The 14,720-nt window shown below is 69.0% G+C and carries 13 protein-coding genes and 1 pseudogene; 12 read left to right on the top strand and 2 right to left on the bottom strand.

The genetic code is table 11. From position 1 onward, the window contains the following. Nucleotides 1–75: 75 nt before the first annotated feature. Entirely contained in the window at nucleotides 76–1,464 is a 1,389-nt protein-coding gene (locus QMG61_RS16890; RefSeq protein WP_283495501.1) for an aminotransferase-like domain-containing protein, read from the bottom strand. Nucleotides 1,465–1,656: 192 nt separating this feature from the next. Here QMG61_RS16890 and QMG61_RS16895 point away from each other — a divergent pair, with 192 nt between their 5' ends. From QMG61_RS16895 to QMG61_RS16935, 9 genes are all read left to right on the top strand, one after another. After that, entirely contained in the window at nucleotides 1,657–2,535 is an 879-nt protein-coding gene (locus QMG61_RS16895; RefSeq protein WP_283495502.1) for a nitrilase-related carbon-nitrogen hydrolase, read from the top strand. A gap of 23 nt (nucleotides 2,536–2,558) precedes the next feature. After that, on the top strand, nucleotides 2,559–4,007 hold the full coding sequence (gene hydA / locus QMG61_RS16900; RefSeq protein ID WP_283495503.1) for a dihydropyrimidinase: 1,449 nt from the start codon (nucleotides 2,559–2,561) through the stop codon (nucleotides 4,005–4,007). Nucleotides 4,008–4,020: 13 nt separating this feature from the next. Then, nucleotides 4,021–5,037 (top strand): TIGR03842 family LLM class F420-dependent oxidoreductase, encoded by a 1,017-nt coding sequence (locus tag QMG61_RS16905; RefSeq protein ID WP_283495504.1) that lies wholly within the window; start codon nucleotides 4,021–4,023, stop codon nucleotides 5,035–5,037. Nucleotides 5,038–5,069: 32 nt separating this feature from the next. Then, on the top strand, nucleotides 5,070–5,951 hold the full coding sequence (locus tag QMG61_RS16910) for an ABC transporter permease (protein ID WP_283495505.1): 882 nt from the start codon (nucleotides 5,070–5,072) through the stop codon (nucleotides 5,949–5,951). Nucleotides 5,952–5,983: 32 nt separating this feature from the next. Further along, entirely contained in the window at nucleotides 5,984–6,832 is an 849-nt protein-coding gene (locus QMG61_RS16915; protein ID WP_502847057.1) for an ABC transporter ATP-binding protein, read from the top strand. Continuing rightward, nucleotides 6,829–7,638, top strand: a complete 810-nt coding sequence (locus QMG61_RS16920; RefSeq protein WP_283495506.1) for an ABC transporter permease — start codon at nucleotides 6,829–6,831, stop codon at nucleotides 7,636–7,638. The genes QMG61_RS16915 and QMG61_RS16920 overlap by 4 nt, the downstream gene beginning before the upstream one ends. A gap of 69 nt (nucleotides 7,639–7,707) precedes the next feature. Next, on the top strand, nucleotides 7,708–8,859 hold the full coding sequence (locus tag QMG61_RS16925) for an ABC transporter substrate-binding protein (RefSeq protein ID WP_283495507.1): 1,152 nt from the start codon (nucleotides 7,708–7,710) through the stop codon (nucleotides 8,857–8,859). Between the two features lie 105 nt (nucleotides 8,860–8,964). Further along, on the top strand, nucleotides 8,965–10,284 hold the full coding sequence (locus QMG61_RS16930; protein WP_283495508.1) for an aspartate aminotransferase family protein: 1,320 nt from the start codon (nucleotides 8,965–8,967) through the stop codon (nucleotides 10,282–10,284). Between the two features lie 144 nt (nucleotides 10,285–10,428). Further along, nucleotides 10,429–11,928: a CoA-acylating methylmalonate-semialdehyde dehydrogenase gene (locus QMG61_RS16935; protein WP_283495509.1), complete on the top strand. Its 1,500-nt coding sequence runs from the start codon at nucleotides 10,429–10,431 to the stop codon at nucleotides 11,926–11,928. A gap of 99 nt (nucleotides 11,929–12,027) precedes the next feature. Here the strand turns inward: QMG61_RS16935 and QMG61_RS16940 are convergent, their stop codons facing one another. After that, a complete protein-coding gene (locus QMG61_RS16940; protein ID WP_283495510.1) occupies nucleotides 12,028–12,975 on the bottom strand; it encodes a LysR family transcriptional regulator in 948 nt (315 codons plus the stop codon). Nucleotides 12,976–13,090: 115 nt separating this feature from the next. On the opposite strand from QMG61_RS16940, the gene QMG61_RS16945 reads away from it, so the two are divergent. From QMG61_RS16945 to QMG61_RS16955, 3 genes and pseudogenes are all read left to right on the top strand, one after another. Next, nucleotides 13,091–13,213 (top strand): hypothetical protein, encoded by a 123-nt coding sequence (locus tag QMG61_RS16945; RefSeq protein ID WP_283495511.1) that lies wholly within the window; start codon nucleotides 13,091–13,093, stop codon nucleotides 13,211–13,213. 133 nt (nucleotides 13,214–13,346) lie between these two features. Next, nucleotides 13,347–13,895 carry an orotate phosphoribosyltransferase gene (gene pyrE, locus QMG61_RS16950; RefSeq protein ID WP_283495512.1) on the top strand — a complete coding sequence of 183 codons (549 nt, stop codon included), beginning with the start codon at nucleotides 13,347–13,349 and terminating at the stop codon, nucleotides 13,893–13,895. Next, a pseudogene (locus tag QMG61_RS16955) lies at nucleotides 13,895–14,720 on the top strand (hypothetical protein); the annotation flags it as partial. The gene pyrE and the pseudogene QMG61_RS16955, both read left to right, overlap by 1 nt.

Genomic DNA, 14,720 nt, shown 5'->3' on the forward strand with positions numbered 1-14,720 from the left:
GTAGAAGGGGGGGACCTGCCGCCCAAGTCAGGGTTGGCACGACCGGTCAGAGCCAACCGGCGGTCTGGATCCAGCCTATGCCCATCTTGTTTCCGGCGGGCGCGGACCGGCACCGGGTGCGGCGGCCACGGATGCCGGGCGACGCACCACGGCGGCGAGGGCCAGGGCGACCTCCGTCACGTCGCTATGGAGCGCCCCGACGGTCACCCGGATGAACGCCTCGGGGCCGGCCTCGGCCAGGAACGGCGACCCTCCGGCCACCCGGATGCCCGACGCTGCCAACTGCACGATGGCATCCCGTTCGTCCCGCACCGGCAACCAGGTGTTGATGCCGTCTGCCTGCGCCACCGGCAGGCCGAGCTCGGCCAGCGCCTCCGCGAGGGCCTTCTGCCTCGCGAAGTAGATCCGCCTGGCCTCGCCGGTCTGGGCGATGCTGTCGCCCTGGGTGAGCAGGTCGTAGAGGATCGATTGCAGCATCCGGCTGGTCCAGCCGGGGCCGAGCATCCGCCTGGCCACGATCCGGTCCAGGAGTGCCGCCGGCCCGCCGAGCGCGGCGATGCGCAGATCGGGGCCGTGTGATTTGGAGTAGCTGCGCACGTGCAGCACGCGGCCCGGCAGCCAGCGGCCCAGGCTCACGTCGGGGGCCACGCTGATCTCGCCGGAGTGGTCGTCCTCGATCACGACTGTCCGCGCAGTGCGCCGGTGCACGCCCAGCAACCGGGCCAGTTCCTCGGCCCTGGCGGCGGTCATCGATGCCCCCGTCGGGTTGTGTGCGCGCGGCTGCAGGATGACCGCGACCGGCGACCGCGTGAGGGCGACCGCGAAGGCGGCGGGCAGGATGCCGTGCTCGTCGACAGGGACCGGCAGGCGCTCGATGCCCATCTGGTCGAGCAGGTCGAAGAACGGCGGGAAGCCCGGGTCCTCCACGATGACCCGGTCCCCGAACCGGGCGACCACGTCGAGGCTGCGGGAGATGGCGTCGAGGGCGCCGTCGACGACCGTGATCGACTCGGCCGGGAACGGCCACGATTCACGCAGCACCGCGAGGAGTTCCGGGATCACCGGCAGCTCCTGGTAGACCACGGTGGCCGCTCGCTGGGAGACCCGGGAGAGTGCCGGCCCGAGGTCGGGCAACAGACGCGGGTCCGGCGTTCCCCGCGACAGGTCGATCCTGGCTTCGCGGTGATAGCCGGCCATCGACTGGGTGCGGGCCGGCAGCCAACGGGGTGCGGCCTCGAGCACGAAGGTGCCGCTGCGTCCCCGGGAGGCGATCAGGCCGACCGCGGTGAGCGCCTGCCAGGCGTGGCTGACCGTCGACGGGCTCACCGCCAGGGCCGCCGCCAGCGCTCGCACGGTCGGCAGCCGGTCGCCGGGCGCGAGCCGGCCCGAGCTGATCAGACGGCCGAGTGCGGCCGCGATCCCGGCCGGAGTGGGGTGCTCGATCTCGTCGATAACTGTTTGCATGAACCCTTGCCTCCTACTGGTTTGGGCGACAGGATGATTAACGCGTGCGTCACACACAGAAACAGAACTGAAATGTTTACGTCGAAGAATAACAAATACGGACAACGCAGTCCGATTCGACTCAACTGATTCGGCGTTGCGACTCCCGGCCCGTGGGCCAGCTCAGCGCCGAGCTCGATGTGGAGGCAGAGAATGACCGCGGACACCAGCAGCACCGACAAGCGCACGATCGTGCGAGCCGCCATCACCCAGACAGACTGGACCGGCGACGAGGAATCGATGATCGTCAAGCACGAGGGATTCGTGCGCACCGCCGCCGAGGCCGGCGTGCAGGTGATCTGCTTCCAGGAACTCTTCCACGGCCCCTACTTCGGCATCGTGCAGGACCCGAAGTATTACGAGTACGCCCAGAGCGTTCCCGGCCCGCTGGTGGAGCGGTTCCAGAAGCTCGCCGCGGAGTACAAAATGGTGATCGTGCTCCCCGTCTACGAGGAGGAGCAGCCGGGCGTTCTCTACAACACGGCCGCCGTGATCGACGCCGACGGCAGCTACCTCGGCAAGTACCGCAAGCACCACATCCCGCACCTGCCGCAGTTCTGGGAGAAGTTCTACTTCCGCCCCGGCAATGGCGACTATCCCGTCTTCGACACCATGGTCGGCCGGATCGGCGTCTACATCTGTTACGACCGCCACTTCCCCGAGGGCTGGCGGGTGCTCGGCCTGAACGGCGCCGAGATCGTCTTCAACCCCTCGGCCACCAAGCCCGGCCTCTCCAACCGGCTCTGGGAACTCGAACAGCCCGCCGCCGCGGTCGCCAACCAGTACTACATCGGGGCGAACAACCGGATCGGAAACGAGGCCAGGGAGTTCGGCGACGACGCGGTCACCTTCTACGGCAGCTCCTACTTCGTCGACCCGCGCGGCAACTACGTCGGCGAGGTGGCGTCGACGGATGCGACGGAGATCGTGATCCGCGACCTCGACCTCGGCGTGATCCGCGAGGTGCGCAACTCGTGGCAGTTCTACCGCGACCGCCGACCCGACTCCTACGACCCGATCGTCGAACCCTGAGCCCGGCCGAAACGGAGCACACCATGACGACAACCCTCATCACCGGCGGCACCGTCGTGACGGCGACCGGCCGATCCACAGCCGACGTACTCATCGACGGCGAGACCATCGCCGCGGTGCTGGCGCCGGGATCCCGGCTGCTCGGCGCCAACCTGTCCTCCGGCGTCGACCGGGTGGTCGACGCCAGGGGCAAGTACGTGATCCCGGGCGGGATCGACGCACACACCCACATGCAGTTGCCGTTCGGGGGGACCGCCGCCTCGGACACCTTCGAGACCGGCACCCGCGCGGCCGCCTGGGGCGGCACGACGACGATCATCGATTTCGCCGTGCAGAGCTACGGCCAGCGCGTCTTCGACGGCCTCGCCGCGTGGCACGAGAAGGCCGCCGGCAACTGCGCGATCGACTATGCCTTCCACCAGATCATCGGCGACCTCAACACCGACTCGCTGCAGGCGATGGACGGTCTGCTCGCCGAGGGCGTCTCCAGTTTCAAGCTGTTCATGGCCTACCCCGGGGTCTTCTACTCCGACGACGCCCAGGTGCTCAAGGCCATGCAGAAGTCGGCCGACACCGGGCTGATGACCATGATGCACGCCGAGAACGGGCCGGCGATCGACGTGCTCGTCGGCCAGTTGCTCGCCGAGGGCAAGACCGACCCGTACTATCACGGCATTGCCCGCGCCTGGCAGCTCGAGGAGGAGGCAACCCACCGGGCGATCATGCTGGCCAACCTCACCGGGGCACCGCTTTACGTCGTGCACGTCAGTGCCAAGCAGGCCGTCGCCCAGATCGCCACCGCCCGCGACAACGGCCAGAACGTCTTCGGGGAGACCTGCCCGCAATATCTCTACCTCTCGCTCGAAGAGAACCTCGGCGCTCCCGGCTTCGAGGGGGCGAAGTGGGTCTGCTCGACCCCGCTGCGCTCCCGTGCGGAGGGCCACCAGGATCACCTCTGGCAGAGTCTGCGCACGAACGACCTGCAACTGGTCTCCACCGACCACTGCCCCTTCTGCATGAAGGGCCAGAAGGACCTCGGCCTCGGCGACTTCTCCAAGATCCCGAACGGCATCGGCTCGGTCGAGCACCGCCTCGACCTGCTCTACCAGGGTGTGGTCAACGGCCGGATCTCGCTCGAACGCTGGGTCGAGATCACCTCGACCACCCCGGCGCGGATGTTCGGACTGTACGGGAAGAAGGGCGTGATCCAGCCGGGCGCGGATGCCGACATCGTCGTCTACGACCCGAACGGTCACACCTCGATCGGCTACGACATCGACGAGTTCGGTGAGTCGACCGGGCGCAGCCACCACATGAACATGGACCACTCCGCCTGGGAGGGCTACGAAATCGACGGTCATGTCGACGTGGTCTTCTCGCGCGGCAAGGTCGTCATCGCCGAGAACGCGTACCTCGGCGCCAAGGGCGATGGTCGATTCGTCAAGCGCGGCCTGAGCCAGTACCTCATCTAGGACAGGGGACAGCATGGATTTCGGAGCAGTACTCCAAACCAACCCGCCATCGGCCCGCGTCGTGCAACTGGCTCAGCTCGCCGAGGCGCACGGTTTCAGTCACGTCTGGACCTTCGACTCGCACCTGCTCTGGCAGGAGCCGTACGTGATTCACAGTCGTATCCTCGCCGAGACCCGTCGGATCATCGTCGGCCCGATGGTGACGAACCCGGCCACCCGCGACTGGACCGTGACGGCGTCGACCTACGCGACCCTAAACGAGATGTACGGCAACCGCACGGTCTGCGGTATCGGCCGCGGCGACTCGGCGGTGCGCGTCACCAACGGGGCTCCCACCACGCTGAAGACGTTGCGCGAATCGATCCACGTCATCCGTGAGCTGGCCAATTCCCGCGAGGTCGAGCACAACGGCGCCACGCTCCGGTTCCCGTGGAGCACGGGGTCCAGCCTCGAGGTGTGGGTGGCCGCCTACGGCCCGCTCGCCCTCAAGCTCGCCGGCGAGGTCGGCGACGGCTTCATCCTGCAGATGGCCGACCTCGACGTGGCCGAGTGGATGATCCGCACGGTGCGCCAGGCCGCGGAGAACGTGGGGCGTGACCCGGCGTCGATCACCTTCTGCGTCGCCGCCCCGATGTACATCGGCGACGACTGGGAACACATGCGCAACCAGTGCCGCTGGTTCGGTGGCATGGTCGGCAACCACGTGGCCGACATCGTCGCCAAGTACGGCACGGAGTCCTCCGTGCCCAAGGCCCTCACCGACTACATCGCCGGCCGGAGCGGGTACGACTACAACCAGCACGGCCGGGCCGGAAACCAGCACGCCGACTTCGTGCCGGACGAAATCGTCGACCGGTTCTGCCTGCTCGGCACCTCGAAGGACCACATCGTCAAGCTGCGGGCCCTCAAGGAGCTCGGCGTCGACCAGTTCGCCGGCTACCTCCAGCACGACAACAAGGAGGAGACCCTGCGGGTCTATGGGGAGACCGTGATCCCGGCGCTCGCCGACGCGATTGTGGCGAAGGTGTGACCACGCTCGCCTCCGCTTTGGCGGGGAGCCGCATGCGCCGCTCCCCGCTCCCCGCGCGCCGGTTCGTCGTCGGGACGCTCGGCGTCGTGCTGCTCGCCGTGATCTGGGAGTTGTACAAGCTGCTCGGGCCGGCGGAGGGCGTCGTGCTCGGCGGCGTCACGGTGCTGCCCCGCACGAGTGACATCGCCATGCCGCACCTCTGGGTGATGGCCGCACGGGCGCTGGAACCGGTCACCGGCGCCGGCGCCGCCGTGCCGCTCTGGCGGGCGGTGCTCGACGCGTCCCTGTTCACCCTCGGCATCTCCGCCGTCGGCTGGTTCGTCGGCGTCACCGTCGGGCTCGCGCTCGCCCTGCTGATGCAGCGCTTCCGGTTGGCCGAGGCCGCCGTGCTGCCGTGGATCATCCTCAGCCAGACCGTGCCCTTGATCGCGCTGGCCCCGCTCGTGCGCCGCTGGGGGTCGCAGATCCAGTTCGGTGCGTTCAGCTGGGAGAGCTGGATGTCCGTGGCCTTGATCGCCTCCTACCTCGCCTTCTTCCCGGTCTCGGTCGGCGCCCTCCGGGGCCTGAGCTCCCCGGATGCCAACCACGTCGACCTGATGCACTGCTATTCGGCCGGCTGGTGGAAGACCCTCTGGCGGCTGCGGCTGCCGGCGAGTGTCGGTTACCTGCTGCCCGCGCTGCGCCTCGCCGCGGCCAGCGCCGTGATCGGCAGCGTCGTCGCCGAGGTGTCGATCGGGCTGCGCGGCGGCATCGGCCGGCTCATCGTCGAATACGCCGGCGCGGCCGGCGGCGACCCGGGCAAGCCGTGGGCGCCGATCTTCGGTTCCGTGCTCCTCGGACTCGTCGCCGCCGGGTTCGTCGGACTGATCGGACTCGGCCTGCGCCGGTTCCGCCGCGGGGAGGTCGCGGCGTGAGCGGGCTGGAGCGGGACGGGGCGCCCGGCGAGGTGCCCGTTGCTGCGCCCGTCGCCGTGCCCGGCGCGGTGAGCGGGAACCTGGCCGTCGACGTGCGTGGGGTGAGCCGGGTCTTCGCCGGCCGGAAGGGGGCATCCGTCACCGCCCTGGCCGACGTCAGCCTGACCGTGGCCCCCGGCGAATTCGTCTCGCTGATCGGGCCCAGCGGCTGCGGGAAGAGCACCCTGCTGCGGCTGATCGCCGACCTCGATACCCCGACGGCCGGCGAGATTCGGGTCTTCGGCAAGCCGGCCAGGCAGGCCAGGATCGACCAGGACTACGGGATCGCCTTCCAGCAAGCCGGGCTGCTGCCCTGGCGTACCGTCTCCGGCAACATCGAGCTTCCGCTCGAACTTCACGGCGTGGGACGAACGGCCAGGCGAGCCCGCGCGGCCGAGCTGATCGAGCTCGTCGGGCTGTCCGAGTTCGCCGGCCACTACCCCGACCAGCTCTCCGGCGGCATGCAGCAGCGGGTGGCGATCGCCAGGTCACTTGCCGAGAGCCCGAGCCTGCTCCTGATGGACGAACCGTTCGGCGCCCTCGACGAGATGACCCGGGAGCGGATGCAGAACGAACTCGTGCGGATCTGCGCCGAAACGAGCGCCGCCGTCGTCTTCGTGACCCACTCCATCCCCGAGGCCGTGTTCCTCTCCAACCGGGTCGTCGTGCTGGAGCCCCGGCCGGGACGCATCCGGGATGTCCTCCGGGTCGGCCTCGGTGACACGGGTGGGCGCGGCGAGACCCTGCGCGAGGACGAAGCCTTCTTCCACGCGGTCAGCCAGGTGCGCGAGCTGCTGCACGGTGAGGCCCCGGCCGGGGCGCGGGGGGTCGAGGCCAGATGAGCCAGGCATCCGTTCGACCCGGCGGCGCCGGAGCGGCCGACCAGGCCCCGGCCGGGGCGGTTCGCACCGTGCTCGCGCCCCTTCTGTTGGGCCTGGCCGCCGTGCTGCTCTGGCAGGGGGTGGTCACCCTGTTCGCGATCAAACCGTTCATCCTGCCCGGTCCGTTCGCGATCGCCGACCAATTCGGCGCCAACCTGCAGAACGTGGCCAACGGGATGCTCGCCACCGGCCGGAACGCGCTGATCGGTCTCCTGATCGGCACCGTGCTCGGGGTGCTGCTCGCGATCGTCGCCGCGCTGGTGCGACTGCTCGACGAGATGGCCGCGCCCATTGTCGCGGCCATCGCGGTCGTGCCGATCGTGGCTCTCGCCCCCGTGCTCTACACGATGTATGGCGCCGCCGCCGAGACCGCCCGGCAGTTCGTGGCGGCGCTCGCCGTGTTCGTGCCGGTCTACTTCAACACCCTCAAGGGGCTGCGCCAGGTGCGGCCGGTGCACCGCGACCTGATGCGGTCGTACGCGGCCACGAGCTGGCAGGCCACTCGCGCCGTCACCCTGCCGACCGCGCTCCCGTTCGTGTTCACGGGCCTGCGGATCGCCTCCTCTCTCGCCGTCATCTCCGCGTTGATCGCCGAGTATTTCGGCGGCCCGGTCGGCGGCCTCGGCAAGTCGATCACGTCGTCGGCGTCGAGCAGCAACTACGGGCTGGCCTGGGCTTATGTGCTCGGTTCCATCCTCCTCGGTCTCCTGTTCTATTCCGCAGCGCTCATCGTCGAGAGGCTCGTCACCCGCCGTTCCGGCGGATAGACGTCCGCCGCGTGCGCGCGGCGGTCGATGCACCATCCACAGCCCGCAATCACATTCACGGAGGTAGACATGAAACACAGCACACGATGGCTGGGCGCCCTGGGCGCCTTCGCCGCCAGCAGCGCCCTTGTCCTCACCGGTTGCAGCACCGGGACCGCGACGACCGATTCGACCTCGGGGAGCTCCGGCGACCTCGTGCCGATCACCCTGCAACTGCAGTGGGTCGCCCAGGCCCAGTTCGCCGGCTATTACGCCGCGGTCGACCAGGGCTTCTACAAGGACGAGGGCCTTGACGTCACCATCGCCGAGGGCGCGGCGGACATCGTGCCGCAGGACGTCCTCGCGGCCGGCGACGCCGACTACGCGATCTCCTGGGTGCCCAAGGTGCTCGGCTCGATCGAGCAGGGTGCCAACATCACCGATGTCGCCCAGATCTTCGAGCGCAGCGCCACCACCCAGATTTCGTTCAAGGACAAGGGCATCACCTCGCCGGCCGACCTCACGGGCAAGAACGTCGGGAGTTGGGGCTACGGCAACGAGTGGGAACTCTTTGCGGGCATGCAGAAGAGCGGGGTGCAGGTGGGCGACATCAACCTCGTGCAGCAGGCCTTCGACATGAACGGTTTCCTCTCCGGCGACATCGACGCGGCCCAGGCCATGACCTACAACGAGTACGCCCAGGTACTCGAGACCAAGAATCCGAAAACCGGCGAGCTCTACCAGCCGTCCGACCTCAACGTCATCGACTGGAACGACGAGGGCACCGCGATGCTCCAGGATGCGATCTGGGCCGACGCCGATCGGCTCGCCTCTGACAAGGACTATGCCGCCACGACGGTCAAGTTCATCAAGGCGTCGATCAGGGGCTGGATCTACGCGGCGACCGACCCGGACCAGGCGGCCGGAATCGTCACCGCCGCCGGCTCGCAACTGCCCGCCGGCCACCAGCTCTGGATGACCAACGAGGTCAACAAGCTGATCTGGCCGTCCACCAACGGGGTCGGCCTGATCGACGAGGCTGCCTGGAAGAACACCGTCGACATCGCGATGAACACCAAGAATGAGACCGGAGCCACCATCATCACCGCCGCGCCGCCCACGACCGCGTACTCGAACGAGTATGTGCAGCAGGCGCTCGATGAACTGAGCAGCGACGGAGTCGACGTGATGGGCGCCGACTGGAAGCCGATCACGGTCACGCTCAAGGAGGGCGGCAAGTAGGCTCGCCCCACGGGGCCGGGTGGTCCATCGGGCCGCCCGGCCCCCGCACCACACTTCACTCAACGCACCACACTTCACTCAACGCAGAGAAAGAACACGATATTCGTGAATGACACCGCCGCCAGCCTGAACGATGCCGCCTACGAGCTGGACCGGGCCCACGTCTTCCACTCCTGGTCTGCCCAGGGCAGTCTCAATCCGCTCGTGATCGCCGGGGGGCTGGGCTCCCGGGTCTGGGACTATGACGGGCGCAGCTACCTGGACTTCTCCAGCCAGCTCGTCAACGTGAACATCGGCCACCAGCATCCGGCCGTCACCCAGGCCATCATCGACCAGGCCGGCACGCTCGCCACCGTCGCCCCGTCGACCGCGAACCTGGCGCGCGGTGAGGCGGCCAAACGCATCGTCGACCGCGCCCCGGCCCGCTTCAACAAGGTCTTCTTCACCAACGGCGGTGCGGATGCGATCGAGAATGCGATCCGGATGGCCCGCCTGCACACCGGGCGGGACAAGGTGCTCTCCACCTATCGCTCGTACCACGGGAACACGGGCGCGGCGATTGTCGCGACCGGAGACTGGCGTCGCATCCCCAACGAATTCGCGCGCGGGCACGTGCACTTCTTCGGCCCGTACCTCTACCGCAGCGAGTTCTGGTCGGCGACGCCGGAGCAGGAGTCGGAGCGGGCGCTGCGCCACCTCGAGCGTGTGATCCAGAGCGAGGGGCCCGCCACGATCGCGGCCGTGTTGCTCGAATCGATCCCCGGCACGGCCGGGGTGATCGTGCCGCCGCCCGGCTACCTCGCCGGGGTGCGTGCGCTCTGCGACCGCTACGGGATCCTGCTGATCCTGGACGAGGTGATGGCCGGCTTCGGGCGCACCGGGCGATGGTTCGCGTTCGAGGGCTACGACGTGATCCCCGACCTGATCGCCTTCGCCAAGGGCGTGAACTCCGGCTACGTGCCCACCGGCGGCGTGATCATCTCCGATTCGATCGCGAACGACTTCGAGACCACGGTCTTCCCCGGCGGACTCACCTACAGCGGGCATCCGCTGGCCATGGCGTCGATCGTGGCCGCCCTCGACGCCATGGAGAGCGAGGGGATCGTCGCCAACGCGGCCAGGATCGGCCGGGACAGGCTTGCGCCCGGTCTCGCGGCGCTGCAGGAGAAGCACCCGATCATCGGCGAGGTGCGCGGCGAGGGCGTGTTCTGGGCGCTGGAGCTCGTGGCCGACCGCGACACCCGCGCGCCGCTGAGCGGGGTCGTGATGGGCCGGATCAAGACCGAGCTGCTCGCCCGCAACCTGCTGCCCTTCCTGGTCGACAACCGGATCCATGTCGTGCCGCCGTGCGTGGTCACCGACGACGAGGTCGCGGAGGCGCTGGCCATCTACGACGAGGTCCTCAGCCTCGACCTCAACGACTGACCCCCGCCCCGGTCGAGACGAACCCGCCGGTGGTCGAGCTTGTCGAGACCCGGGCCCGTCGAAACCAACCCGCCGGTGGTCGAGCTTGTCGAGACCATTCCTCACCATCATCCCCACCCACTTTCCCAAGAGAAACGAAGGAACATGACTGACCTCCCCATAATCACCCACTGGATCGACGGGACCGCGTTCGACGGAACCTCGACCCGCACCGCACCGGTCTTCAACCCGGCGCTCGGCGCCGTCGCCAAGAACGTGCGTCTGGCCGGCACCGGCGACGTCGACACTGCCGTCACGTCCGCCCTGGCTGCCTATCCCGCATGGCGGGACACCTCCCAGGCCAAGCGCCAGGGCGTCATGTTCAACTTCCGTGAACTGCTCAACGCGCGCAAGGGCGAGCTGGCCGACATCCTCACCGCCGAACACGGCAAGGTGACCTCGGATGCCCTGGGCGAGATCGCGCGCGGGCTCGAGGTCGTCGAATTCGCCCTCGGGATGCCGCACCTGACCAAGGGTGAGTACTCGGAGAACGTGTCCACCGGTGTCGACGTCTACACGCTGCGCCAGCCGCTCGGAGTGGTCGGCATCATCAGCCCGTTCAACTTCCCGGCGATGGTGCCGCTGTGGTTCTTCCCCATCGCGATCGCGGCGGGCAACACCGTCGTGCTCAAGCCGAGCGAGAAGGACCCGTCGGCATCGAACTGGATGGCCGCGCTGATGACCGAGGCCGGCCTGCCCGACGGTGTGCTCAACGTCGTACACGGGGACAAGGAGGCCGTCGACGCGCTGCTCGTGCATCCCGACGTGCAGGCGATCTCCTTCGTCGGCTCCACCCCGATCGCCAAATACATCTACGAAACGGCGGCGCACCACGGCAAACGCGTCCAGGCGCTCGGCGGCGCCAAGAACCATATGCTCGTGCTGCCGGACGCCGACCTCGACCTGGCGGCGGATGCCGCGGTCAACGCCGGCTTCGGATCCGCCGGCGAGCGATGCATGGCCATCAGCGTCGTCGTGGCCGTCGAGCCGGTCGCCGACGAGCTCGTCGCGAAGATCACCGAGCGGCTCTCCGGGCTCAGGGTCGGCGACGGCATGCGCGGCTGCGACATGGGCCCGCTGATCACGAAGGTGCACCGCGACAAGGTCGCCTCCTACATCGATCTGGCCCGCACCGACGGGGCCGAGATCGTCGTGGACGGCCGCGGGATCGAGGTGGACGGGGACGCATCCGGTTTCTGGCTCGGCCCGACCCTGTTCGACCGGGTCAGCACCGACTCGGACGTGTACCTGGACGAGATCTTCGGCCCGGTGCTCTCGATCGTGCGGGTGGACAGCTATGCGGAAGGGCTTGCCCTGATCAACCGGAGCCGGTACGGCAACGGCACCGCGATCTTCACCAACGACGGCGGCGCGGCCAGGCGGTTCCAGAACGAGGTGCAGGTCGGCATGATCGGCATCAACGTGCCGATCCCGGTGCCCGTGGCCTACCACTCGTTCGGCGGTTGGAAGGACTCCCTCTTCGGCGACGCGAAGGCATACGGCCCCGCCGGAATCGCCTTCTACACCCGGGAAAAAGCCGTCACCAGCCGCTGGCTCGACCCCAGCCACGGCGGCATCAACCTCGGCTTCCCCCAAAACGCCTGACCCGCTTCCGCCCCCTTCACCCGCGAAAGTGCACTTTTCGCCCCTTCGGCACCGCCATGAGGGCGGAAAGTGCACTTTCGCGGTAGGGACGGGCGGGGGTTAGGGGGCGGCGGAGGCGTGCTGGGCCTGGACGCGGGCGGCCTCGCCGCGCAGCACGTCGACGACCGTGCGCACCGCGAGGCGCTCGGCCCGGTCGGGACGCATCAGCGCGACGATCTGCCGCTCGGAGTCGACCCCGCGCAGCGGCTTGAGTATGAGCTTGCCCGGCTGGGCGCCGCCCCAGGTGTACCGCGGCACGAGCGCGATGCCCAGGCCCGCCATGACGAACGCCTCGATCAATCGCATATCCGCGAAACGCTGGGCCACCGTCGTCTGACCGCCGCCCTCCTGTTCGATCTGGTGCAGGATGCGTTCAAACGGGTAGCCGTCCGGCGCGCCGATCCAGGTCTCGCCAATGACATCAGAGGGGCCGATCCAGGCGCGGGAGGCCAGGCGGTGGTCGGCCGGCAGGCCCACATCGAGCGGTTCGGTCATCAGCGGAACCACAGTGAGCCCCCGGCCACCCCACGGCAACGGCCCGCGAAGGCTGTAAGCAAGCACGATGTCGAAATCGGCGGTCAGTGCGGGAAAGTCGCTCAGCTCCGGGTCCTTGTCGGTGCAGTTCACGACGAGCCCCGGCACCGATGCGATCTGCCGCAGCGCACCGGGCAGGAGCATCTCGCCCGCGGTGGGAAAGGTGACCAGGCTCACCTCGCCGGTCGCGTGGTTACGGAACTCGTCCCACACCGCGTTGGCGCGGGCAAGGGCGACCGCCACATCGGTGGCGCTGCGGGCCAGCGCGCGCCCGGCATCCGTCAGGATGAGGCCGCGGCCGCTGCGCTCGGTGAGCGGCAACCCGGCCTCCCGTTCGAGCACCTTGAGCTGCTGCGAAACCGCCGACGGCGTGCGGTGCGTAGCCCGCGCGACCTCAGTGATGCTGCGGCGTTCGGCCAATTCCCTGAGCAATTCGAGCCTCTGCACATCCATGTAGTCAAGCTTCACACTCATTGCAGAACAATGCGATTGTGCTGAACAGTTAGTTGTGGTCGAATTAACACGTCGAACTCGTGCAATGGTGCCTCCGTCTCCCCGACACAACCTCCCATTCACGAAAGGTCCGACTATGTTCGTTCTCCTCGCCATCCTCGTCCTCATTGCTCTCGTCTCCGCCGCGGCCGTTGTCGTAGACGTGCAGAAGGACGGCTACCGTCGTCTGCCCGAGCGCAAGCTGGTCCGCAGCTTCTAAGCCCGCTGGGCGACCTCGGCCCCGGGGTTTCTCAACCGCGTGCTTTCTGCGCAATCTCGGTTCCCGGGCGTCGGCGTCTTCGCCGCCGGGACTCCACGATCGCACCGGTCAGCCGATGGCCTAAAGTTGGATTGTGAAAGACACTCGCGCGCAGCTCATCGACCACATCTCGGCCGAGGCCGTCTTCCACGGTGACTTCACCCTCACCAGCGGCAAGAGGGCCACGTACTACGTGGACCTGCGCAAGGTGAGCCTCGACCACCGGGTGGCCCCGCTGATCGGCCAGGTCATGCTCGACCTGATCGCCGGGATCCCGGATGTCGTCGCCGTCGGCGGCATGACCATGGGCGCCGACCCCGTCGCCGCCGCGATCATGCACCAGGGCGTCGCTCGCGGCCTCGCCTATGACGCCTTCGTCGTGCGCAAGGAACCCAAGGACCACGGCCGCGGCCGCCAGGTCGAGGGTCCCGACCTCAACGGCAAGCGCGTGATCGTGCTCGAGGACACCTCAACGACCGGTGGATCCCCGCTCGCCGCGATCGAGGCCCTGAAGAAGGTCGGCGCCATCATCGCCGGCGTCGCCGTGGTCGTTGACCGCGACACCGGCGCACGCGAAATCATCGAAGCGGCCGGCTACCCCTACTACGCCGCTATCGGCCTTGAGGACCTGGGGCTGCGCTGATGCCGGATAAGGACGGACAGGGCGAAGACGGCGTCGACTGGCTCGCCTCGCAACTCGGCGGCGGGGCGAAACCCGCCGACCCCGACCAGTTCGTTCCTCGCAGGGGCACGCCCCGGCGCCCGAAGGACACCGCCGCCGAGCCCGTCGTGCAGGAGGATGCCGCCCCGAAGACGGCCGGCTTTCTCTGGGGCCTGAAGCCCACGACCGACGCCGGAACCCGCACCCTGGCGACGGATACCGCGACTCCCGCCGAGCCGCCGGCCACACCCGCCGAGCCGCCGGCCACACCCGCCCCGGCCCCCGCTCCCGCCCCGGCCTCCGCTCCCGTCCCGGCCTCCGCTCCGGTCCGGGCCGCCGAGCCCGGGGACGCGACACCCCTCGCCCCCGCGCCGGGCGGCCTCGCTCCCGCGGCGCCGGTGCCTCCCCGCCCGGCCGAGGACACTCGCCAGCTCCCCGAAGCGCCCGTCGTGCCCTTTCCCGACGCACCGACACCGGCGCCGAGCGTGCCCGCGGCCCGGGCCGCTCGCTCGGAGGCCGACCTCGAGCCGGCGCCCTGGTGGACCACCCAGGCCCAATCACCCCTCGTGCCGACCGCCGCGGAGACCGCCGCCGCGGCCGGACTCGGCGCACACGCCGCACCGGAAATCGCGACACCGACCCCGTCGCCGGTTCCTGCTCCGGCAACCGGACTGCGTCGGTTCCGGGCGCGCGCCGCCGCCCCCGCGGCAGATGATGCCCCGACGGCCCAGATTCCTGCGCCCGGCACCCCTGCGCCCGGCACCCCTGCGCCCGGCACCCCTCCGCCCGGTGCCCCGATCGTCGGCG

Origin of the sequence: Cryobacterium sp. PH31-AA6 (genome assembly GCF_030063195.1) — a bacterium.
Taxonomy (GTDB): Bacteria; Actinomycetota; Actinomycetes; order Actinomycetales; family Microbacteriaceae; genus Cryobacterium.